Origin of the sequence: Acinetobacter sp. UC24323, from assembly GCF_024151445.1 — a bacterium.
In the GTDB taxonomy this organism is placed as follows: domain Bacteria; phylum Pseudomonadota; class Gammaproteobacteria; order Pseudomonadales; family Moraxellaceae; genus Acinetobacter; species Acinetobacter baumannii.
Window position 1 is genome coordinate 1 of record NZ_JAHIBY010000016.1, and the last position, 22,457, is coordinate 22,457.

21 protein-coding genes and 4 tRNA genes are annotated in these 22,457 nt (G+C 38.9%); 21 read left to right on the forward strand and 4 right to left on the reverse strand.

What is annotated here, in order from left to right:
• The 14 genes from KNQ97_RS17315 to KNQ97_RS17380 form a co-directional block, all read left to right on the forward strand.
• A partial coding sequence (locus KNQ97_RS17315) for a host specificity protein J (RefSeq protein ID WP_253612516.1) occupies positions 1 to 3,490 on the forward strand: 3,490 nt, incomplete at its 5' end.
• A gap of 49 nt (positions 3,491 to 3,539) precedes the next feature.
• Entirely contained in the window at positions 3,540 to 3,896 is a 357-nt protein-coding gene (locus tag KNQ97_RS17320; protein WP_000138209.1) for a hypothetical protein, read from the forward strand.
• Complete coding sequence (locus KNQ97_RS17325) at positions 3,893 to 4,111, forward strand: hypothetical protein (RefSeq protein ID WP_001083663.1); 219 nt, start codon at positions 3,893 to 3,895, stop codon at positions 4,109 to 4,111. The genes KNQ97_RS17320 and KNQ97_RS17325 overlap by 4 nt, the downstream gene beginning before the upstream one ends.
• Complete coding sequence (locus tag KNQ97_RS17330) at positions 4,101 to 4,655, forward strand: lysozyme (RefSeq protein ID WP_199942082.1); 555 nt, start codon at positions 4,101 to 4,103, stop codon at positions 4,653 to 4,655. Before KNQ97_RS17325 ends, KNQ97_RS17330 begins: the two co-directional genes overlap by 11 nt.
• A gap of 124 nt (positions 4,656 to 4,779) precedes the next feature.
• Entirely contained in the window at positions 4,780 to 4,974 is a 195-nt protein-coding gene (locus KNQ97_RS17335; RefSeq protein ID WP_000084540.1) for a hypothetical protein, read from the forward strand.
• A 137-nt stretch (positions 4,975 to 5,111) separates the two neighbouring features.
• Positions 5,112 to 6,254, forward strand: coding sequence for a type II secretion system protein GspL (gene gspL, locus KNQ97_RS17340; RefSeq protein WP_253612517.1), 1,143 nt, complete (start codon positions 5,112 to 5,114; stop codon positions 6,252 to 6,254).
• A complete protein-coding gene (gene gspM / locus KNQ97_RS17345) occupies positions 6,254 to 6,733 on the forward strand; it encodes a type II secretion system protein GspM (protein ID WP_000782994.1) in 480 nt (159 codons plus the stop codon). The genes gspL and gspM overlap by 1 nt, the downstream gene beginning before the upstream one ends.
• Before the next feature lie 89 nt (positions 6,734 to 6,822).
• Positions 6,823 to 7,827, forward strand: a complete 1,005-nt coding sequence (locus tag KNQ97_RS17350) for a quinone-dependent dihydroorotate dehydrogenase (protein ID WP_253612518.1) — start codon at positions 6,823 to 6,825, stop codon at positions 7,825 to 7,827.
• Between the two features lie 6 nt (positions 7,828 to 7,833).
• Positions 7,834 to 8,421, forward strand: coding sequence for a CvpA family protein (locus tag KNQ97_RS17355; RefSeq protein ID WP_001091966.1), 588 nt, complete (start codon positions 7,834 to 7,836; stop codon positions 8,419 to 8,421).
• A gap of 25 nt (positions 8,422 to 8,446) precedes the next feature.
• On the forward strand, positions 8,447 to 9,988 hold the full coding sequence (gene purF, locus KNQ97_RS17360; protein WP_000334670.1) for an amidophosphoribosyltransferase: 1,542 nt from the start codon (positions 8,447 to 8,449) through the stop codon (positions 9,986 to 9,988).
• A 78-nt stretch (positions 9,989 to 10,066) separates the two neighbouring features.
• Positions 10,067 to 11,956: a M48 family metalloprotease gene (locus KNQ97_RS17365; protein WP_000665946.1), complete on the forward strand. Its 1,890-nt coding sequence runs from the start codon at positions 10,067 to 10,069 to the stop codon at positions 11,954 to 11,956.
• A 100-nt stretch (positions 11,957 to 12,056) separates the two neighbouring features.
• Positions 12,057 to 12,707 carry a hypothetical protein gene (locus tag KNQ97_RS17370; protein WP_253612519.1) on the forward strand — a complete coding sequence of 217 codons (651 nt, stop codon included), beginning with the start codon at positions 12,057 to 12,059 and terminating at the stop codon, positions 12,705 to 12,707.
• Between the two features lie 11 nt (positions 12,708 to 12,718).
• Positions 12,719 to 13,684: a D-glycerate dehydrogenase gene (locus tag KNQ97_RS17375; protein ID WP_000758317.1), complete on the forward strand. Its 966-nt coding sequence runs from the start codon at positions 12,719 to 12,721 to the stop codon at positions 13,682 to 13,684.
• A 146-nt stretch (positions 13,685 to 13,830) separates the two neighbouring features.
• Positions 13,831 to 15,258: a M48 family metalloprotease gene (locus tag KNQ97_RS17380; RefSeq protein ID WP_085940522.1), complete on the forward strand. Its 1,428-nt coding sequence runs from the start codon at positions 13,831 to 13,833 to the stop codon at positions 15,256 to 15,258.
• A gap of 90 nt (positions 15,259 to 15,348) precedes the next feature.
• Here KNQ97_RS17380 and KNQ97_RS17385 read toward each other — a convergent pair whose 3' ends face one another.
• Positions 15,349 to 15,795, reverse strand: a complete 447-nt coding sequence (locus KNQ97_RS17385; protein ID WP_000209410.1) for a GatB/YqeY domain-containing protein — start codon at positions 15,793 to 15,795, stop codon at positions 15,349 to 15,351.
• A gap of 26 nt (positions 15,796 to 15,821) precedes the next feature.
• Positions 15,822 to 16,037, reverse strand: a complete 216-nt coding sequence (gene rpsU, locus KNQ97_RS17390) for a 30S ribosomal protein S21 (protein WP_001136722.1) — start codon at positions 16,035 to 16,037, stop codon at positions 15,822 to 15,824.
• Positions 16,038 to 16,182: 145 nt separating this feature from the next.
• On the opposite strand from rpsU, the gene tsaD reads away from it, so the two are divergent.
• On the forward strand, positions 16,183 to 17,193 hold the full coding sequence (gene tsaD / locus KNQ97_RS17395; protein WP_000636263.1) for a tRNA (adenosine(37)-N6)-threonylcarbamoyltransferase complex transferase subunit TsaD: 1,011 nt from the start codon (positions 16,183 to 16,185) through the stop codon (positions 17,191 to 17,193).
• A 2-nt stretch (positions 17,194 to 17,195) separates the two neighbouring features.
• Here tsaD and KNQ97_RS17400 read toward each other — a convergent pair whose 3' ends face one another.
• Positions 17,196 to 18,299 (reverse strand): DUF6670 family protein, encoded by a 1,104-nt coding sequence (locus KNQ97_RS17400; protein WP_253612520.1) that lies wholly within the window; start codon positions 18,297 to 18,299, stop codon positions 17,196 to 17,198.
• A gap of 103 nt (positions 18,300 to 18,402) precedes the next feature.
• Entirely contained in the window at positions 18,403 to 19,284 is an 882-nt protein-coding gene (locus tag KNQ97_RS17405; RefSeq protein WP_253612521.1) for an ATP-binding protein, read from the reverse strand.
• Positions 19,285 to 19,462: 178 nt separating this feature from the next.
• Here KNQ97_RS17405 and KNQ97_RS17410 point away from each other — a divergent pair, with 178 nt between their 5' ends.
• The 6 genes from KNQ97_RS17410 to KNQ97_RS17435 all read left to right on the forward strand — a co-directional run bounded on the left by KNQ97_RS17410 (position 19,463) and on the right by KNQ97_RS17435 (position 22,330).
• Positions 19,463 to 20,971 carry a DUF3336 domain-containing protein gene (locus KNQ97_RS17410; RefSeq protein WP_000461855.1) on the forward strand — a complete coding sequence of 503 codons (1,509 nt, stop codon included), beginning with the start codon at positions 19,463 to 19,465 and terminating at the stop codon, positions 20,969 to 20,971.
• On the forward strand, positions 20,958 to 21,761 hold the full coding sequence (locus KNQ97_RS17415; protein ID WP_253612532.1) for a serine/threonine-protein kinase: 804 nt from the start codon (positions 20,958 to 20,960) through the stop codon (positions 21,759 to 21,761). The genes KNQ97_RS17410 and KNQ97_RS17415 overlap by 14 nt, the downstream gene beginning before the upstream one ends.
• 105 nt (positions 21,762 to 21,866) lie before the next feature.
• Positions 21,867 to 21,951: transfer RNA gene (locus tag KNQ97_RS17420), tRNA-Leu, on the forward strand.
• A 54-nt stretch (positions 21,952 to 22,005) separates the two neighbouring features.
• Positions 22,006 to 22,079, forward strand: a tRNA-Trp gene (locus KNQ97_RS17425).
• A gap of 27 nt (positions 22,080 to 22,106) precedes the next feature.
• A tRNA-Leu gene (locus KNQ97_RS17430) sits at positions 22,107 to 22,191 on the forward strand.
• A gap of 65 nt (positions 22,192 to 22,256) precedes the next feature.
• Positions 22,257 to 22,330, forward strand: a tRNA-Trp gene (locus KNQ97_RS17435).
• Positions 22,331 to 22,457: the final 127 nt, after the last annotated feature.

Here is a 22,457-nt window from a genome sequence, read left to right on the forward strand (position 1 = left end):
GGTACCAGATGGCTTAGGTGGAGAAGAACCACGCTTTACTTGTAACGTTTATCTTCAGAGCGCAGAAGGTGCATTTGAGATTTTAACTAAGTTAGCTGGTGTATTTCGTGCGATAACGTTTTGGGATGGTAATAGCATTATTTGCGATGCGGATATTCCCCAAGATACATATTTCACTTATACACGTGCCAATGTCATTGATGGCAATTTTGAATACTCAGGAACCCGTGCTCGAGATAGACATAATGTTGTAAAAATTGCGTGGGATAACCCGGCTAATCACTACAAAACCGAATATGAGTTTGTTCGCGATGAAAAGGCGATTGCTGAAGCGGGCCAAGTTCGTATTTTGGAAATTGATGCTTGGGGATGCACTTCGCGTGGACAAGCGCAGAGAGCAGGCTGGTGGGCTTTAAAGTCTGAGCAATTAGAAACTCGTACGGTGAGTTTTAAAGTTGGTTTGGATGGCCATATTCCGCAGCCGGGTAGGGTCATTGATATTGCAGATCCATTGTTTGCTGGTCGAGCAAACGGTGGACGTGTATCTAAAATATCAGCTGATCGTAAAAGTATTACGCTAGATCGTGATGATGTTGTGGCAGTTGCTGGTGACCGACTTATTATTAATGGTGAGGATGGCAAAGCTCAAACTCGAATTATTCAATCGATCTCGGGTCGAGTTGTTACTGTTACTCATGAGTTTGATGCTATTGCCACCCAAAACGTATGGGTTATTGATGCCCAAGATTTAGCAACAATGAAGTTTCGAGTGATCTCGATTACGCAAGACGAAAGTCATCAATTTTCAGTGACTGGACTTCAATATAATCCAGCTAAGTTTGATGCCATTGATAAGGGCGCTTATTTTGATGAGGTTCCGATTTCGATTGTGAACCCAACAATTCAGGACCCTGTAACAGATGTCGTTGTTACAAGTGAAAGCCGAGTTGATCAGGGCATCAACGTGGCGACAATGATAGTATCTTGGACTCAGGCAAAAGGAGCCGTTAAATACCAAGTTGAGTGGCGTAAAGATGATGGTAGTTGGATTAAGCTACCCGTAACCGGCAATAACTCAGTCGAAGTACCAGGTATTTATGCGGGTCAATATCAAGCACGAGTAACAGCGATTTCAGCATTTGATATAGCTTCTTTACCTGTTTACTCAGTTTTGACAGAGCTAACTGGAAAGCAAGGCTTGCCGCCGAAACCCGCTTTTATTCAAGCTACAGGAATTTTATTCGGTATAAAACTTGATTGGGGCTTCCCTGCAACTGGTGCTCTAGATACAGCTTATACCGAGATTCAAGTTTCACCGGATGGTACCAGCAACATTGCTCAATTGGGCTTATTCGCTTATCCAACGACGACTCATACTCTGCAAGGTCTGCAGCCAAATCTTACGCAATTTTATAGAGGGCGTTTGATCGACAGGATCGGAAATGTTGGGCCATGGTCGGAATGGACTCATGCGACGACTTCTGCCGATGCAACAGATGTTCTTGAGCTTTTGAATGATCAAATCAGTGAATCTCAACTCAATCAGGATCTTAAAACCAAGATTGATCATATTGAGACTATTGACGCTGAAATTGGTCCAATTAAGCAAGATATTCAGAATACGAAAGATCGGATTGCACAAGAAGTCATTGATCGTCAAAACGCTATTCAACAGGCATCGGATGGCCTTTCACAGCAAATTATTGATGGTGATGAAAGTGTTCTTGAAGTTGTAGAAACGGTCAAGAAATCAAGTGATGATGGTCTTGCAGCGGCTCAAGAAAGTATTCGAGTTGTTGCAAATGATCTTTCACTTGTAGCTGAAAAAACCGATGGCGTGTATGCACAGCTTAATCCACCTTTGATTGGATCTGAATCAGATTTGATCGGTAATGATCAAGGTTTTGCTGGCACATGGTCTGTTCAATCGGCAATGATCGAAGGAGACTTGGCACTTAGTAAGCGCATTGATACAACGGCAGTTGAGTTAAATAACTTACAAGCTTATGCACAACGAGAAGTACAAGCACGAATTGAGGGCGATAAGGTAACAGTTCAAAAGATTGATACGTATATCGCAAGTAATGATAGTGCTCTTGCAACTGTACGTGAATCTGCACAGGTAGCAGTTGAGCAGTCATCGGCAAATGCTGAGGCAATTGATTTAATTAATCTTGAGCTTGAAGATAAAGCTTCAACGGGACAATTGACGCAAGTTAAGTCTGATATTAAGAATGTAGATGACAAAGTTAATGCCCAAACTACAAGGATTGATGGAGTTTACGCGCAACTCAACCCTCCATTGATCGGGTCAGAATCTGACTTAATCGGAAATGAAGGAGGTTATGCAGGCGTATGGTCAGAGCAATCTGCACGTATTGAAGGAGATTTGGCTCAATCTAAACGTACAGATCAAGTTTCTGCACAAATGAATGAGAGCAATGCTTTGTTTCAGCAACAAATCAATGCAAATGCTAGTGCTATTTCTTCAATGATAAAAGTAACGGAAACGTTGCAAACAAAAGTCGGTGAGAATAGTGCGTCTATTCAAAATGTTAGTGAAAGTGTGGATGGCATCTATGCTCAGCAGTTTACTAAGTTCGATGTAAATGGCCATGTTTCTGGTCATGGGTCAATGAATGATGGTACGACTTCAACTTTCATATTCAATTATGATGCAATTCAGTTTGGTACGCCTGTCGGTGTTGATGGTGTAGAACCTAAACCATTAATGACCTTGCAAAACACTCCGGTTACTTTGCCAAACGGTACTGTTATTCCGCGTGGTTTGTATGTCGATAATGCTAGTTTTGGGTATATCAATGCAAATAGGATTTGGGCTGAAAACTTAAGTGCTATTAGTGCTGATTTAGGAACAATTAAAGTCAAAACTGCGAATATTGAAGATGGCGCAATTGATACTCTAAAGATCAAGGATGAGGCTGTAACTGTACCGATAGGAGTTAAAGCAATTGATATCAAAACTATCAATAGTTTTTCAGGAGGATCAACTGGTGGGTTGCCTAATAATGATTTTAACAACCACCTATCAGCGTGGGAAAACCATATAGGCACACTTTTACAAGTTACTCTGAATAGAAGTGGTGGAAAAGTTAGAATTGATGCTTCAGTAAATATTTGCACCCCAACCTTCGGGGCATTTAGTGTAAGTGATGGACGAGGTAATTCAATTGCAGCTAACGATAGGGCAATGGCTTCCTTTTATATTTCAATATATAAAAATGGGTCTTTAATTGGCAGGGGCTCTCTGGGCGCGAATATTGAGACTGGTAATATTAACGTTAATTTTAATGGTACAGCGGTTATCGTTTCAGCTATTGATGATAACAGTACTATTGGCAATGTTACCTACACACTTAAAGCAGGATTTGCTCGACAGGAGGGCGTTAATATCCCATTAAATGTGGAATCAAGAAGCAACTTTATGATTACTTCAAGAACATTAAGTGTAATTGAAATGAAGAAATAACAGCACCCAATTGGGTGCTTTTTTATTGCCTAAACGAAAGGGGGAAGGCATGACTGAAAATGAATCATACGGGTTGAGATTCGAAAAGAAAATTGACTCCATTCAGAGTGATATTCGCATGTTGTCAGATCATGTTACTCGACTGACTTTTATTAATGAAGCGCACAAAGAGACTAGCGAACAGAACAAAAAGGACATCGATACATTAGATATCAAAGTCGCGAATTTGGAAAATCGTACAGCTTCGCAAGATGGCGGTCTTTCTGTATTGCGTGTATTGCTTGGCATCTTTGCAGGAATCGTATTTTCGCTGTGCGCTTGGGTTGGATCTTCAATTATTCAATTAAGCCAAGATCAATCTTTAATTAAAGAAAAAGTATCACGGTTAGAGGAAGCAGGACGATGAATAGTGAAAATACAAGAGCTTATCTAGCTTTCGCATTAGTGGGACTGATGTTTGTTTTAGTGATTGCTTTATTTTTTGTGGATATGCCGCGAGAAAACAGCAATCTGATTAATACGGCATTGGGTTTTATTGCTGGGGCTATGACAACAGCATGTGGGTTTTATTTTGGTAGCTCTGAGTTAGAGAAAAAGAAAGGTGAATCCAATGACAACTAAACCATTCTTCGATGCTGCCCGAGTAATTGCAGGCGGCAAACTCACTCAAGCACAAGTAGACGATCTAAATAAAGTGGTCGAAAAACTTGCACCAGGTGGAAAGACTACAAGTGATGTTGGTGTAGATCTAATCTCAGGATTTGAAGGCACAAGATTCACAGCTTATGACGATGGTGTAGGAGTCTGGACCATTGGTACTGGCACCACAGTTTATCCAAATGGCGTGAAGGTAAAACAAGGTGATACTTGTACACCTGAGCAAGCCAAATCCTATTTTAAACATGACTTGGCTAAATTTGAAAAAACTGTAAATGAATCTGTGATAGTGCCTTTAAGTCAAAACCAGTTTGATGCTTTGGTTTCACTGACTTACAACATTGGTTCAGGTGCTTTTAATAATTCAACCTTATTAAAAAAACTGAATAAAGGTGACTATCAAGGCGCTGCTGATCAATTCCTTGTATGGAATAAAGCAGGCGGCAAAGTTATGAAAGGTCTAGTTCGTCGCCGAGAAGCAGAGCGAGCACTCTTTTTAAAGAAGTAACTTATATGTGCAAGCGTACCAAAGTTGCATCGATCATCACATTGCTGTGCTTAATCTTCTCAGGTTGCACAGCTCACACTATTAATAGTAATGTGAACGTCTCGATTTGTGTAAGGGCCTTGTGATGTCGCAAGTCATGATCATGGTTTCGGAAGCGGGCAGGATGGAGAATACTTGCAATCTACCCGCTGATTTAGATAAGAACGGGAATGTTCTTAAAATCTATGACTATTCATTAAAAGAGTTGCCGATTAATTTGGACGGCACCGTGACTTACAACGGCAAAAGATGGACCTTTGATAAGAAGCAAAGTTTTTGAAACTACATACATATAAAAGTAACTTATTTATATTACAATGCAAAAAATTGGATAGAATCAGCTTAGTGTTAAGAAACACAAGAACACCAAATCTACACCAAAATTGACTAAGTATTTAATTTTATTGGCTTAACTTTATGCTGTATATATGGATGCCTGAAACCAATGGAGTTTGGCATTGGTCTAACGGAGAAAACTGGTTGCAGGCTGCAAGTCTCGATCAATTAATACAAGACTTGCAAATACATCAAGGAAAAGAAGCTACAGTCTTTTTTCCGAGTCGTCATGCTCAAATGCTTCAGCAAACGATGGCAAAGTCCCATTACAAACAGCTTGGCGCTGATGGGGTTAAATATCTACTTGAAGAGTTTGTGACTTTACCGATTGATCACATGAAAGTGGTTCACCATTTTCATGCCGATCAGTTAACTGTTTTAGGTGTTGCTCAGGGGACGGTAGAGACATGGCAACATTCTTTAGCTTTGTTACCAACCAAACTTGTGGCTTTGTTGCCAGATTTTCTAGTTTTACCTGAACCACAAGCTCAGCAAGTTATTCTGTGTAATATTGGTCATCAGCTTTTGGTGCGTGAGAATAAGTGGTTAGGTAATTCTATTGATGACTTGGGGCTTTTTTTAGAGTTCCAGTCAGCCGAAACACATTATCAATATAGCGGTTTAACAGCAGAGCAACTAGAGAGTTTAGAAGCTGCCTCAAGCGCAGAGCAACGTTCTGAGTTTGTTTATCAATTTCAGCCTTTAGATAAAACTAAGCAGCATCCTTTTAATGTTTTGCCAAAATCAAAAGGGCAAGAACGTACTTTTTCTAATTATTGGAAAGCTTGTGCCGCCGTTGTTCTAGCAATTATTGTCGTGCAGTTTAGCTATGACTTATTGCGTTGGGTAAAATTGAAAAAGGTGGCAGATCAGACTGCTGAACAGGCAATTGAGCAATATAAATATTGGTTTGGTTCTTCTTCTGGGCGAGTGACTGAACAAAATGTAAGAAGTAACTTTAAAAGTCGTTTAGAGGTGAGCCAACAAGGTGATACCCAGGCACTTTCTCTGTTAAGCCGGGTTGGGCCTATTTTAATGCAAAGACAGATTTTAGCTCAGCAACTCAATTATGATACTTCAATCTTAACAATGGCATTAAAAGCAAAATCAGCCGATGATTTGCAAGCTTTAACCCAACAACTTAATCAACAAGGTTTTAAAGCTGAGTTAGGTAATGTTCAAGCTGATGGTAGTGGTGCGATTGGGGTGGTGAAAATACAATAATGAAAATGTTAGCTCAGTTGCAAAACCGCTTTGATCAGTGGATTGAACAAATTGTTCAATATTTAGATCGCTTAACTGTCCGTGAACGTATTATGGTGGTCTTTACTACTATTTTTGTTGTAGTAGTCATTGTTGGATATTCACTTTGGAAAATGCATTCCTTAGCAGAACAACAGCAAAAACGTTTAAATGATTTAAAAGATTTGATGGTGTGGATGCAGAGTAATGCAGTCACGATGAAGCCTGCCAATGAGCTTGAACTAGATAAGTCTGGAAAAATACAACGAGTAGCTCAGCAACAAGGTTTAACTGTGTCTTCCCAGCAAAATGGAGAACAGTTACAAATTGTTGTAACACATCAGAATTATGCAATTTTGGCTAACTTTTTAACACAACTTGCACAGATGGGCTTAAGTATTCAAAAGATGGAAATGGTTTCCAGTGAAGGTCAGATTAAATTAACAGCGACAGTTCAATAACATATCAAAATATGCTTGTGTCAAGCATGGTGTTTTGTGCTGCCTGTGCCTATAATATGCGTACCTAAAATCAGTAGACTGTGATTGGTATGTTATATTCACTTGCTCGCCCGATGTTGTTTAGTTTAGCACCAGAGCGTGCCCATGAATTAACATTATCCATGCTTGAGAAAGCGCATAAGCTAGGCATGATGCGCCAGACCGTAGAAGCAAAGCCAACTACATGTATGGGAATCGAATTTCCTAATCCGGTAGGGTTGGCAGCCGGTCTTGATAAAAATGGTGCTCATATTGATGCATTAGCTGGGTTGGGTTTCGGTTTCATTGAAATTGGTACAATTACACCTCGCCCACAATCTGGTAACCCAAAACCACGTTTATTCCGTATTCCTGAAGCTAAAGCTATTATTAACCGCATGGGTTTTAATAATGATGGCGTTGATAAGCTAATCGAGAATGTTAAAGCATCAAAATTTAGAGGCATTTTAGGAATTAATATTGGTAAAAATGCTGATACACCTGTCGAAAAAGCCGTTGATGATTATTTGATTTGTCTTGAGAAAGTTTATAACTACGCTTCATACATTACGGTTAATATTTCGTCTCCAAATACTAAAAATTTGCGTAGTTTGCAAAGTGGTGATGCATTAACTGAATTATTGCAAACCTTAAAAGCACGTCAACTTGAGTTGGCAGAGCAATATAATCACTATGTACCTTTAGTTCTTAAAGTCGCTCCAGACTTAACAGCTGAAGATGTTGAATTTATTTCGGCACAATTATTAGATTTTAAAATTGATGGTCTTATTGTGACGAACACGACCTTATCGAGAGAAGGGGTAGAGAACCTGCCTTACGGTAATGAGTCAGGTGGTTTGTCGGGTGCACCTGTATTTGAAAAAAGTACGGAATGTTTACGTTTATTTGCTCAAACATTAAAAGGACAAATTCCTTTAATTGGTGTGGGCGGAATTTTGTCGGGTGAACAAGCTGCAGCGAAACAACAGGCTGGAGCAACGCTTGTACAAATTTATAGTGGTCTGATTTATACGGGACCAACGCTTGTGAAGCAATGTGTTGAAGCCATGACTTAATTGAACATGAACACCATTGATATCATCATTCTGATACTTTTGCTCATTGGGGGGCTAAACGGTTTGCGACAAGGATTTATAAAAGCCTTTGCGAACTTGGTAGGATGGATTTTTGCATTAATTATGGGTGCAAAATATGCTGTTCTTCTAGCTCCGTCAATGTCAGGTTTAAGTCAGGATCCGGTGGTTCAAAAGATCGCGGCTTTCGCTTTTATTGCACTTTTAATTATCGTTTTAACTTGGATCGTCACTGCATTTTTAAATGGCCTCTTGAAAAGTTTGAAGTTGGGGCCATTAAATCGTTTAGCAGGTGGTGCTTTTGGTTCGTTGAAAGGTTTATTGGTTGTTCTTATTACCATGCAGGGTGTTGGTCCTTGGGTAGAAAGTTCGCCTCATTGGAAACAATCCAAATTTATCCAGTTTTTATTGCCTTATGCACCTTTAGCGACAGAGCTTTCTAAAGATGCAGCAAGTGAGGCATTTCATCAGATAACATCTGGAGGCGGTGTAACGCGCACTTCTCCAAAACCAATGGACGAGTCGGAGGAAACAGAACTTCGACCTGACCATTCAACAAAGAATCCTTTTTATTAATTCCTAGCTTGTCTGCGAGGTTGCTATGTGTGGAGTTGTTGGTATAGCCGGTAAATCGCCAGTGAACCAAATGTTGTTTGATGCATTAACGATGTTGCAACATCGTGGGCAAGATGCAGCTGGAATAGTAACCTGCCATGAAGGCCGTCTTTTCCTTCGTAAGGATAACGGTATGGTACGTGATGTTTTTCATACTCGTCATATGAGAGCATTACTTGGTAATTACGGTATTGGTCATGTGCGCTATCCAACTGCTGGTTCTTCGAGCAGTGCGGAAGCTCAACCATTTTATGTGAACTCACCTTACGGTATTACACTTGCACATAATGGTAACTTGACGAATGCAGAAGAAATTCATGATGACCTGTTCAAAACAGATTTGCGTCACATGAATACGGACTCTGATTCAGAAGTTCTTTTAAACGTCTTTGCTCATGAGTTGCAAAAGATAGGAACTTTAAATCCTACACCGGAAGATATTTTCCATACCGTTTCGCGTGTACATGAGCGCTGCCAAGGTGCTTATGGTGTCGTGGCAATGATTACTGGTCACGGCTTAGTTGGTTTCCGTGATCCAAATGGTATCCGTCCGCTTATTTACGGTTCTCGTGTAACTGAGCAAGGCGAGATGGAATATATCATTGCATCAGAATCTGTAGCGATTACAGCGCTTGGCTTTAAAATTGAGCGCGATATTGCTCCGGGTGAAGCAATTTTCATTAATGCTGACGGCGAGTTATTTACAAAGCAATGTGCTGCAGATCCAAAATACCGTCCATGTATTTTTGAATATGTTTATTTTGCTCGTCCAGATGCAATTATTGATGGTATTTCGGTTTATAAAGCTCGCTTAAAAATGGGTGAGAAATTAGCGCATAAAATTTTGCGTGACTGGGGTGAAGACCATGATATTGACGTGGTTATCCCAATTCCAGATACAAGCCGTACCTCAGCTTTAGAGTTGGCAAATATTCTTGGCGTGAAGTTCCGTGAAGGTTTTATGAAAAACCGTTATATCGGTCGTACCTTCATTATGCCAGGTCAACAACAGCGTAAAAAATCTGTACGTCAGAAATTAAACCCTGTTGAGTTAGAGTTTAAAGGCAAAAACGTTCTATTAGTGGATGACTCAATTGTGCGTGGTACAACGTGTAATGAGATCATTCAGATGGCGCGTGACTCAGGTGCGAAAAAAGTATACTTTGCTTCAGCTGCACCGAAAGTGATGTATCCGAACGTATATGGTATCGATATGCCTGCTAAAACTGAGCTTATTGCTTCAGAGCGCAGCGTAGAAGAAATTCAGGAAATTATTGGTGCTGATCGTTTAATTTTCCAAGATTTGGAAGATTTGAAGAACGCTGTACGTACAAGTAAAGTGCCTACATTAACCGAGTTTGATTGCTCTGTTTTTGATGGTATCTATGTAACTGGTGGAATTGATGCAGACTATCTGAATAATTTGGAGCAGAAACGTAATGATTCTGCGAAAAAGAAAAAAGATGGTTATATTGATGTCAATATTGATGCAGCATCAGTAGATTTGACCGGTATTAAAGAAGAATAGAAATAGCCGAAAAAAGCGGGTATTTCCCGCTTTTTTCTTTTATGATGAAACTTAACAATGTAATTGGGATTATTTACATTGAAAGAAGTAAGCCACTATTTAATCGAAAATAAAAATATGGCATGGTCCATCACTATGTGTTTGGTCGCTGTGCTTTTAACTATTTTTATTTTAAATCTAATTTTAGGTTTACTTGTTCATTTCTTTGATTATAGTGAGCCGATTTGGTGGCATGCTTTAAGTCCATATTTTATTGCTCTTTTGCTTTTTATTATGGTTTGGTCTGTGGTGACCGAACTTTATATTTTGCGTAAAGGTGGCCATTCACTTGCCAAGCAGTTGAAAGCTCGTCGTTTGGTAAAAGGTGAAAGTACACCGGAAGAACATGCCGCATTAAAAATTACAGAACATCTGGCACAAACATTTTCCCTGAACGTTCCAACACTTTATGTGTTACCTGATGAAGTGGGTGTTAATGCATTAACGGCAGGTTTTCACTCGAATGATATTGTAATTATTTTAACTTGGGGTGCTTTACAGAATCTTGATGAGCTAGAGCTATATGGCTTATTGGGTCATGAATTTAACCAGATTTTATCGGGTGAGGCAGTAGAAAATACTAAACTAAAAATTTTATATAGTGGTTTGACTACTTTTAGTCAGTGGGGGAGTAAGCTCGCCAAACAAGGGTTTAAGCGCTACAGTCCGGGTTATAAGCATAAGTTCGAGACTGTATTTGTAGCCGTAGGTGGTGTGATTTGGTTGGCGGGAAGTTTAGGTGTTTTAATCACTCGTTTTATTAAATATTTAACATTAAGTGGTCGTACATTTCGTAATGACCAAAAAACCATGCGGTTATTAAAAAATAGCACTAATACCCAAACTTTATTGCGTATTTACGTTCACCATTCTGGTTCGCAGATTCATAGTGCTTATTCTGAATCGATTGCACATATGTGTTTTGCGAATTCACTTAGCCCGCAAAGCTGGATGAATATTCACCCAAGTATTCGCGAACGTATTTATGAGCTTAACCCAACTTTATTACAAGATTTGCAATTAGAAAATTTAAAGAAACTTCGAAATCGTCCTTTATTTAGTTTGTTCCATGTACTAGAAGAATCTGAGACTGAAATTTATACGCCGTGGTCATCTCCACAACCTTTGCCTTTGTTGCGTCTTTCTCCAATCAGTTTTGCTTTGAATGATGCAATTAAACCGTTAAGTAGTGATATACGTCGTAATAAAAAGCGCCCTGAACTTATTCAACGTGCATTACAAACTGCGACTGGTTCGCGTGAGGTGATGGTTGCTATTTTAATGATTCGTCAATATCGAGAATTTATTCCACAAGATGCGCCAGTAAGCCATGCAATTGTGGATGCCTTACTTAATCTTGATGGGCGTATTCATATTCAGATATTTCATGATGCATGTAAAAATATTGGTCATATGCCTGCCAGCATTGCTCGTCAATTTTTGACTAAACTAGCCCTTATTATTCAGGAAGATGGGGAAATTGGATTACTTGATGCACTTCTACTGGAGCGTGTTAAGTACGAGTTAAACTTAATGCCACTTCATTTGCCGACAGCATTTGAAGAAGTAAAACCTCAAATTGTTCGTCTAATTGATGCATTGCTTCATGTGCAACAAATCAATAGTCCGAATCAGTTAGAGGTTCGCGAACGTATCTTACGTTCTTTGCTTAATCCTGATGAAATGCATATTTATGATGAAATTTCGGATGAACCTTTAGACTTGGCAGAAATTTTAAATGATATTGCTGGGTTATTGCTGCGTGACCGCTTAAGTATATTGGCAATTGCTGAAATGTGCTTGTGGAGTGATCGCATTATTACTCAAGATGAACTTGATGTGCTTGAGTTGCTCTATTGGCGATTTGGTTTTGAGTCTGATGAAATTGTAGAGCAAATGCAGAAGAAAAATAGCGTTATGATTATTTAAGAAACATATGTGGTTTCCAAAGAGTATCATTAAAAGAAAACGCTGAAAAAAAAACAGAAGCCCGTTAGAATGTGTGTAGATTAGAGGTACTGATTTAGACATGATTGGGCAGCAAAGAAATATACTGGCAACTTTAGGAATAGACGTATGGATTCCTAGAACACAAGTGTGCCAAAAAAATAATGCCCATACTTTGTGGCGAGATCAGGTTGTTGAACCTCATGAGTCAATTACCGTACCTACCATAGATGTTCCTGCTTTTGAGCAAAAGAACACTCAGCCACAGGTGTTTGAAATTCCTAAAGTGGTGGAAGAGTCACCAATAGTAGTTGCAGAAGTTTCGCAGCCAGAGATACTTGTAGAAAAACCTAAAGTCATTGAGCAAGAGACAATTACTCCATTTGAGTTACAGGCTTATTGTCTTGAAAAATGTGTAATTTTTGTTGATGTAACGGCTTTGGAAGCAGAAGAAAAACAACTTTGGGCAAATATACAAAAGGCGAAGGTGGGACAATATTCTGAATTAAGATGGCCTTTCCCTCTGGCAGCCTATCAAGATCAACGAGGGGTAGGTTCTTATATTCAAGGTTTCTTAGATGCTGTAGCAGCAGAGAAAAAGATTTTATGTTTGGGTAAATGTACCTATATTCAACATGCAGATATTATTCATTTAGCTAGTTTAAAAGAAATGTTAGATAAGCCTCTTCTTAAGAAAAGATTGTGGCAACTTATGCAAGATAACAATGAGTAGTAGGGATTTACATGAAAAAGGTTGTGGTTTTTAGCCAAATTGATGAGGAAATTTTGTCACGGTTACAGCAGGATTATCATGTTGTCGTATTGAACCCTAAATTGGGTGATATTAATGAACAGATACGACAAGAAGTAGTAGATGCTGATGGCATGATTGGGGCTGGTCGTTTGCTCAATGAAAGTAATCTTTCTCCTGCCCAAAAATTAAAAATTATTTCTTCTGTGACTGTAGGTTATGACAATTATGATGTTGGTTATTTAAATCAGAAAAAAATCTGGCTAGCAAACACACCTCATGTTTTAACTGAAACGACCGCAGATCTTGCTTTTACTTTGTTATTAAGTGCAGCCAGAAAAGTCCCTTTTCTAGATCACTGGACTAAACAAGGTGAGTGGAAAAGAACAGTTGGGCCACAGCAGTTTGGTCTTGATGTTTTTGGAAAAACATTAGGTATTATTGGACTTGGTAATATTGGAGCTGCAATTGCACGTCGTGGCTTTTATGGTTTTAACATGAATATTGTTTACCATAATCGTCGCGAGAAACCTGAGTTGGCGGAACCTTTAAAAGCTCAATATCTGGGGTTGGAAGAATTATTACAACAATCTGATTTTGTAGTGACGGCTGTTGACTTAAATGCGGAATCTAAAGCTTTAATGGGCAAGGCTCAATTTGAGCTTATGCAAAAGCATGCCATATTTATTAATATTGCGCGTGGCTCAGTTGTCGATGAGCAAGCCCTAATTGAAGCATTGCAAAATGAAGTTATTTTTGCTGCTGGTTTAGACGTCTATGAGAAAGAGCCTCTGCAAGAATCTGCACTTTTCACTTTGCCGAACGTTGTCACTTTGCCTCACGTAGGTTCTGCTACTGCTGAAACACGTAAGAAAATGGCAAATTTAGCTTATAAAAACTTGGTGGAAGCACTAGAGGACAAGACGCCTAGATATTTAGTGAATCCTAATTTTGTGTAAAGGATGTATAACACTTCATTGCAAATATAGTCTATTTTCAATGTTATAGTGAAAGCCTGTTGATATGATGCAAAATAACTGAAGCATGATATTGATGGGCTTTTTTGTTATTTTAATTTTTAATAAGAGAAGAACTTTTGAAATTTTTGCCAGTTATTTTAAGTTTGGCTTTGATAACAAATGCCTCTTACGCTAATCCTTTTGACCCCAAGCCAGTTTCTGGACAGGTTGAAATTCCAAATATTGGAAGTGGAATAGGGCTGCTCGACCAACAGAAAGAAAAATTTATTGGTGAAAAAGTTTTCCGTGAAGTTCATAAACAAATGCCGGTCATACAGGATGTATGGCTAGAAGATCAGTTTTTTCAAGTTTTCTCTAATATTTTAAGTGAAACTCAGCTGGGGCAGCCGATCGCTCTGGTTGTAATTAAAGACCCTCAAATTAACGCATTTGCTGTTCCAGGTGGGTTATTTGCATTAAATACTGGCCTTATCTCATCAGCACGAAATATTGATGAAATTGCGGGGGTAATGGCCCATGAAATTGCTCACGTTTCGCAAAGGCACTTTAGTCGTTCGGAAGAAGCTTTTAAAGGACAAACCCTTTTAAGCTTGGCTGGTTTGTTGGCAGGGGTGGCTTTAGCTGCTCAGGCTGGTGGAGACGCTGGTGCCGCTGTTATGTTGGGTACACAAGCAGCACTTCTTGATAAACAGCTCACTTATAGTCGTAATCAAGAGCGTGAAGCGGATCGAATTGGTATGCAATATATGTATGCCGCTGGTTATAACCCGCAAAGCATGGCGGATTATTTTGAAACGATGCATAGAGCGACGAGCCGAGTAAGTTTTTTACCAGATTTTTGGCTGACTCACCCACTTACATCTGAACGGATGAGTGAGGCTCGCTTGAGAGCAAACCAGATGCCTAAAGTTAAAAGTCGAATATATGATGTCGATTTTGAAATTTTAAAATGGTATACCATGGTGGTTGCTGGAGAAGCTACTGAAAATCAGTTGCAAAGTCTGGCATCGCAAAAAAATCTGGCAGGCTTATTGGCTTTGTCGGCTTTCTATCTTAAACAAGGTGATTATACTCAAGCCCAAGCAACGTTGGAGCAGGCGAAATCAAGCGGTAAGCCATTAGTTGCCTTAATTCAAACAGATATTTATTTAGGCCAGAATAAACTTGATCAGGCCTATAATTCAATTGCTCCCTTGCAAATGACAATGCCTGAAAATAAAGCTTTTAGCTACAAATTGGCTGAGGTTTTATTACGTCAAGGTAAATATGCTCAAGTGCAAACTTTGGTGCAGCGTTTTATTAATAAAAATGCCCGAGATATTCAAGGTTGGCAATTATTACAACAAGCAGCCAATTTAGATAAAAATTCGCCATTAAGAGCTGTGAATGTATTGCGATATCGTGCTGAAGCACAGTACTGGTCTGGTAGTGAAGAGGATGCAATTAAATCAATGTTGCATGCACAACGTCTTGCAAAAGGTAATCAGGCCATGTCAGCCAGAATAGATAGTCGATTAAAGCAAATGCAAGATGAGCGACGAATGAAAATTTAAGGTCTAGGATGACTTTGGAATTTTCACAGGCATAAATATACTTAAACTTACGAGAAAGTTTAATTTAAGGAGATATAAGAAGAGAGGGGATTAAGCTAATTTAGCTTTAATTTTTGCTGAAACTTGAGCAGGATCGGCACGCCCGGCTATGATCGGACGTAGAGAATTCATCACCTTACCCATATCTTTCATGCTAGTTGCTTCTTGAGCAGCAATCGTTTGCTCAATGAGAGAATCAAGCTCTTCCTCAGTCATAGCTTCTGGTAGAAACTGAGATAAAACCTCAGCTTCGGCTTGTTCTTTACTAGCTAAATCATCACGACCAGCACCTTCGAAGGCTTTGATCGATTCTTTACGTTGTTTAATTTGCTTTTCAATGACCGCAAGAACCTGAGCGTCGTCAAGCTCTATGCGCTCATCGACTTCGATTTGCTTAATTGCTGCTTGTAGACTACGCAAAACCGTCACTGTTGCCATATCTTTGGCACGCATAGAAGTTTTTAATGCATCAGTAATCTGGTTTTTTAAAGTAGTCATAATGTTAGCAGTCAATCACAAATTAATTAGTAAAGGCGAGTAGTACGTACAGATTCGCGAGCCAATTTCTTTTGGTAGCGTTTAACTGCAGCAGCTTTTTTGCGCTTACGTTCTTGAGTTGGTTTTTCGTAGAATTCGCGTTTACGAACGTCAGCTAAAACACCAGCTTTTTCGCATGAACGTTTGAAACGACGGATAGCTACGTCAACTGGTTCGCCTTCTTTCAACTTAACTTGTGGCATGTAAAATCCTCTAGATTATGGATAAGATCAGGCACACCATTGCGCCAGATCACAAGTGAAGGTCAGTATTTTACTCATTTACAACTCATATCACAAGTCTATAATAGCGATTGCAATATTTTGACTCATATAAAAGGCAGTTTTGATGATTGTTTTAGGCTTGGAAACTTCTTGTGATGAAACAGGGTTGGCACTTTATGATAGCGAACTCGGCTTACGGGGACAGGTTCTTTATAGCCAGATAAAACTTCATGCCGAATATGGTGGTGTGGTTCCGGAGTTAGCTTCACGTGACCATGTTCGTAAGCTTATTCCTTTAATGAATCAACTGCTTGAACAAAGTGGTGTTAAGAAACAGGAAATTGATGCAGTCGCATATACGCGTGGCCCGGGTTTAATGGGAGCGTTAATGACCGGAGCCTTGTTTGGAAGAACTTTAGCATTTTCACTTAATAAACCAGCAATTGGTGTTCACCATATGGAAGGACACATGTTGGCCCCTTTGCTTTCAAGCCAACCGCCTGAGTTTCCATTTGTTGCATTGCTTGTTTCAGGTGGTCATACACAATTGATGGCAGCTCATGGTATTGGTCAATATGAGCTATTAGGTGAGTCAATTGATGATGCGGCAGGTGAAGCTTTCGACAAAGTCGCAAAAATGATGAATCTGCCGTATCCAGGTGGACCAAATATTGCTAAGTTGGCGTTATCTGGTGATCCTTTAGCATTTGAATTTCCACGCCCAATGCTTCATCAGGGCTTAGACTTTTCTTTTAGTGGTTTAAAGACGGCAGTTTCTGTTCAGTTGAAAAAATTGAACGGCGAAAATCGTGATGCTGATATTGCTGCCTCATTCCAAGAAGCCATTGTAGATACCTTAGTAAAAAAATCAGTAAAAGCTTTAAAGCAGACTGGGCTTAAGCGTTTAGTAATTGCTGGTGGGGTAAGTGCAAATTTACGATTACGTGAACAGTTGGAAACTTCATTGGCGAAAATTAAAGCTCAGGTTTACTATGCAGAACCTGCTTTATGTACTGATAATGGTGCAATGATTGCATTTGCAGGTTATCAGCGTTTAAAAGCAGGTCAGCATGATGGTTTAGCTGTAACGACCACACCAAGATGGCCAATGACTGAACTTACTATTCCTGAGTAAGATTATTCATCTTCAAAGGCTTGAGGATTTTCGATATCAATATACTCGATGTATCCACGGCCTTGAACTTCATTGCCAAAATAATGACCAGTAAATATATAGCTACTTGCATAACCTCGCCCATGACCATAGCGGAATGGGCAGTCAATTTCTGTCTGAATGTTTAAGATAATTTGCTTTGCATCATTTCGAGCGATCCATGAAAAATATTTTGGAAGTCGCATTTTTTGCCCACTAGATGAAACGAAGTCATCAACTTGATGCGAAATAATATCAAAGCTTACATCTGTGTAAATTTCAGCTGGCTGGTCCAGATGTCTAATATGCAGGGTGTATGCAGCTGTTTGTCCTGCAATATCGGCTTTGGTAAGAAGAAGTTGAGTGGTCTCGTTTAAGTTGATAATTTGATAAGTAAAAAAATCAAGTGGCAGTTTATATGCATCAGGAATAAGTTTATTTGTAATGGAGTGAGGACCCACTGCTCGTGCATATTCGTAAGTACAAAGTCCTTGGGTTTCAATGCGTTTTGCTTGATAGTTTAAAAAACCTTTAAACTTTGCCAATAAACTAAAATGATCATAGATTGGTGTTTTTATAAACCATGAAACATGTGAAGTGATATCGATATCAAAGTCGAAATCAAACCCACCATAATGTCCATTAATATGGATGTGTGGAAATTTTCCTTGAATTGAAATTTCCTGACCTAGTTCTATTAAGGTCCCATCTTTATTAATTTTTGTATCTTCAGGAATGATATAGGCCTTCAGTAAAGCTTGTTCCAGAGCAGCTGTGCTTGAAAAGAAAGTAGCGGTTTTTCTCGGGTTACCAGTGATGATGTCATCATGATCAAAAGCAAGTGCACCGGGCGTACCGATTAAAATCATAATATTTAAGTAACGATGCGGCTCTGGTAAAAGTGGGAAAAAGATACCGTAGTGTGTCCAGCTATAATATTTTTCGTCAATTCGTGGACGGATGATATGAGTTTGAGTAAAAGGAAGAGTTGAATATTTTTTTGCTTGGTCTAAAACGCCTTGTGCAAGTAATAAACTTTTAGCAAGCGCTTTACTTGTTGTAGAAATTTTTGGCAATTGTTTTTTCATATATAAACCTAAAGAAGGGCTATCTTTGTTTTAGGTTATGAAAAACAACTGCCAAAGCTAAGCGGTTTATAGGCCAAAGCTAAGGCTTTGCGGGACATTTTATTTAATTGTTAGACAAATCTTTTAAGGCGTTTAAACCAATCCAATGCTTAGAAAACTGATAAGCAGCTCGACCAGAGCGCTGACCCCGCATTTGGCACCAACGCAAGCTTTCAGCACGAACTTCATCATTAAAAGGCATGTTTGCTTTATCTAGATAATGCTCTACGATTTCTAAATATAAGTTTTGATCCATTGGATAAAAAGATAACCACAAACCAAAACGGTCAGACAAAGAGATCTTTTCTTCAATCGCTTCTTGCGGATGAAGCTCAGTATATTGAGGCACATCTACTTTGGTTACAGGGGTGTTTTCATGCATGAACTCAGGTAATAAGTGACGACGGTTACTGGTCGCATAAATAATAAAATTTGTTGAACCCGACTGTAAGGAACCATCTAATACGCTTTTTAAACTACGGTAATTTTCATCTTCAGCATTAAATGCTAGATCATCACAATAGACGATGTATTTTTCAGGTCGGTTTTGAATAATTTTTTGAATTTTTGGTAAGTCTGCTAAATCATCACGTTCAATTTCAATCAAACGTAATCCTTGAGATGCATACTCCGTGAGTAAAGCACGAACAATAGAGGATTTACCCGTACCACGTGAACCCGTTAAAAGTACATCATTTGCTGGTAAGCCATTTAAAAACTGCAAAGTATTTTGAATGATCTTTTCTTTTTGTCTTTCGATGCCTTTTAAGTCATCAAGGTAAATATTTTTAGGTGTATAAATGGCTTTAAGCTGCTGGTTTTCCCATCTAAAAGCAGGGGCAGAAAAATCGGTCTCTTGTTTCGGTTCAGGTAAGACCTGCTGTAACTGATTTAATACAAGTGATAAGGTTTGAACTAAATTGTCGGGTAAATCAATGGTAGCCATGGTTAATCAATCATGTTAAACAGTAATTTACTAGGATACTAACACCGAAATTTGCAAGCTGACAAAAAAGATACGATCCATGCAGTTTATCGGTTTTGCAATTGATTGAAATGTTCAGACCGCGCATAGTGTTGTCATGTCTATTCAGTAAAATCATCTGTGAAGATGAGGACGAAATATGTTTGAAAAAATACGAAGTGATATGAACCCGCATCAGGCTTACCGTATCAAAAAATTACAACGTCAGTTAGACATGGCTGAATCTTATGAAGAGTGGAAGTCTTTTGCATTAAAACTGGATGAAGAAACTGGGGCACAAGAGTGGAAGTTTGATAATAGTTCGCCTTACTTCGATGCCGAGCTCATTTCTTATCGTTACACTTTACTGAAAAGATATCGTCAGCAACATCGCACTTTAGATTTGATTTATCTTTTAAAAGAAGGGTTGACCTACGATATTGCAAATATTGGCCACCCTATGTTGTTTGCTGCCACACATGTAGGCACAAAAAAATTAATTGAAGATTATATTGAAGAAGTCAGTCAAAGCTTAGCTTACATTGCATCTAGTGAATGTATTACATTCCAAAGAAAAGAAAAAATCGAATTTTTTGAAAACTGTGAAAAAGCATATGGACAGCCTGCTCTTATGTTCTCGGGGGGAGCAACCTTAGGTCTTTTTCATACCGGTGTATGTAAGGCTTTAATTGAACAAGATTTAATGCCTAAAGTCCTGTCTGGTTCAAGTGCGGGTGCCATTATGACGGGTATGTTGGGAATTTCTGCCAGTGAAGATATCCAAAACTTGCTAAATGGTGAGCAATTTTTTAGTGATGCTTTTCACTTTAGAAAACTTCGTGAACTCATAAAAGGGAATGGTGGTATTGCAGATGTCCACTATTTAAAAAAATTCTTAATTGAAAATTTAGGCGACCTTACTTTTGAAGAAGCATTCAAAAAATCAGGTTTGAATATTAATGTTGCTGTTGCGCCGTACGATGCAACTGAAAACCCTCGAATTATGAATGCGATTATGACTCCAAATGTTTTGGTTTGGAGTGCAGTATTGGCTTCTTGTGCTGTGCCAGTTTTATTTCCACCTGTGCGTTTAACCAGTAAGCGTTATGATGGTGAACATACCCCTTATATGGCAAATACTAAATGGGTAGACGGTAGTGTACGTAGCGATTTCCCACAAGAAAGAATGGCAAGACTTTATAATTTAAACTACACCATTGCCAGTCAAGTGAATCCGCATGTTGTACCGTTTATGCAAGATGATGCGCGCCGTTTCCGTAAAGACGTTTTAAGTTGGCCTGAACGAATTTTAAGACGCCAAGGTAAAGTACTTTCAATGGGGCTGATGGACTTTACACGTCAAAGATTAGGCGCGATTTCACCCGTAAGAAGACTGCTCGATCATGGATATGGCGTAGTAGGGCAGCGCTATTATGGTGATGTTAATATTATTGCTAAATATAGCTTAAAACATTATGCCTATACGCTACAAAACCCACGCCCACATTTGTTTAAACGTTTACAGCGAGAAGGTGAGCGCGCGACTTGGCCGAAAATCTCTTCTATTGAAACGCACGCGCGTATTGGTAAAACGATTCAGCACTGTTTAGAAGTTTTACGTTTTGAAGAAAAGAAACAACAGCCAGAATCTTATTATGCTGAAGCATGATTTTGCTTCTCATATAGACAACCTAAAATGTGCGACAAAGCCTAGAAGTGAAGCTTTAGGACGGCATCTATGGACATGTACTATAGATGCTGATTCCTACTGGTTAAAATTTCATTTGCCAAATGTACATGCTCAAAGTGAGCAAGATTTTTTGCATGAATTGCAATTTTATGAAGATATTACATATAAAAAAACGAATTGGCTTTTGCCATTTAAAATTATTGAGGGCAGAACTATTTCCCAACGACTACAATTTCAAGGAGGAGTATTAGTTTTACCGGATACAGATTATTGGTTTAATGATTTAGATCAAAAGCAAAATTTAAAAAATATAAATGAGAAAATCTATCTGGCACTTGTTAAATTAGCAGAGCTTCATGAGTTAGGATGGATTCATGGTGATATTAAAAAAGAACATTTTCGAAAGTTTAAGCAAGAGCTTTATTTAATTGACTTTGAAAAAACACGGCTTATTTCAAGCCCTGATCCAATAACTGATGCTACACCACGGTATATGGCGCCAGAGCTATTTCATGGTGCCAATAAAACCGTTCAAAGTGATTTATATGCATTGGGAATCGTATTGTATGAATGGTTAACGCAAACTCGTTTACAAGCAAATAGTTACCATGAGTGGGCGGTATTGCACTGTCAAAAATTAAATGTGGTATTACCAAGTTCGTTCCAAGTTTTCTTGCCACTACTTTCAGGCTTGTTACAAAAACAGCAGCAAAACCGGTTTTCAAATGTACATGAAGCGATAAATTGCTTAAAAATGCTCTCAACCTGATAAAAATCATTGATCTAGTAACTGTATACAAATTACTCGGTCAGTTTTTTTTGAAAAAAAAACACTTGTCACTGTTAGATCTTATCGCTAATATACACAGCCATCGGGGGCGTGGCGAAATTGGTAGACGCACTGGATTTAGGTTCCAGCGCCGCAAGGTGTAAGAGTTCGAGTCTCTTCGCCCCCACCACTTTAAGTTAAGTCTTAAAGTTTGATATAGATGTTAAGACATCTAGATCTCGGAAGAGGATTGGTGTAATGGTAGCATGACGGTCTCCAAAACCGTTCGTCAAGGTTCGAGTCCTTGATCCTCTGCCACATTTATTTTAAATAAATGTCCCAGATGGGGGCGTGGCGAAATTGGTAGACGCACTGGATTTAGGTTCCAGCGCCGCAAGGTGTAAGAGTTCGAGTCTCTTCGCCCCCACCATAGAAAGAAGCAAGACGATGATCTTGCTTTTTTTATGATTAAATCTGAATGGTTTAATTGTCTATAGAGGATTGGTGTAATGGTAGCATGACGGTCTCCAAAACCGTTCGTCAAGGTTCGAGTCCTTGATCCTCTGCCAAGATTCTAAAAAAAGCTCCTTTTGTGGAGCTTTTTTTATACCTTATTGATTTTATATATAAATTTGTTTCTCGGTTGAGTGCTTCTAAAAGTTTGTTAATAAAAATTATTTTACATACAGACAAATC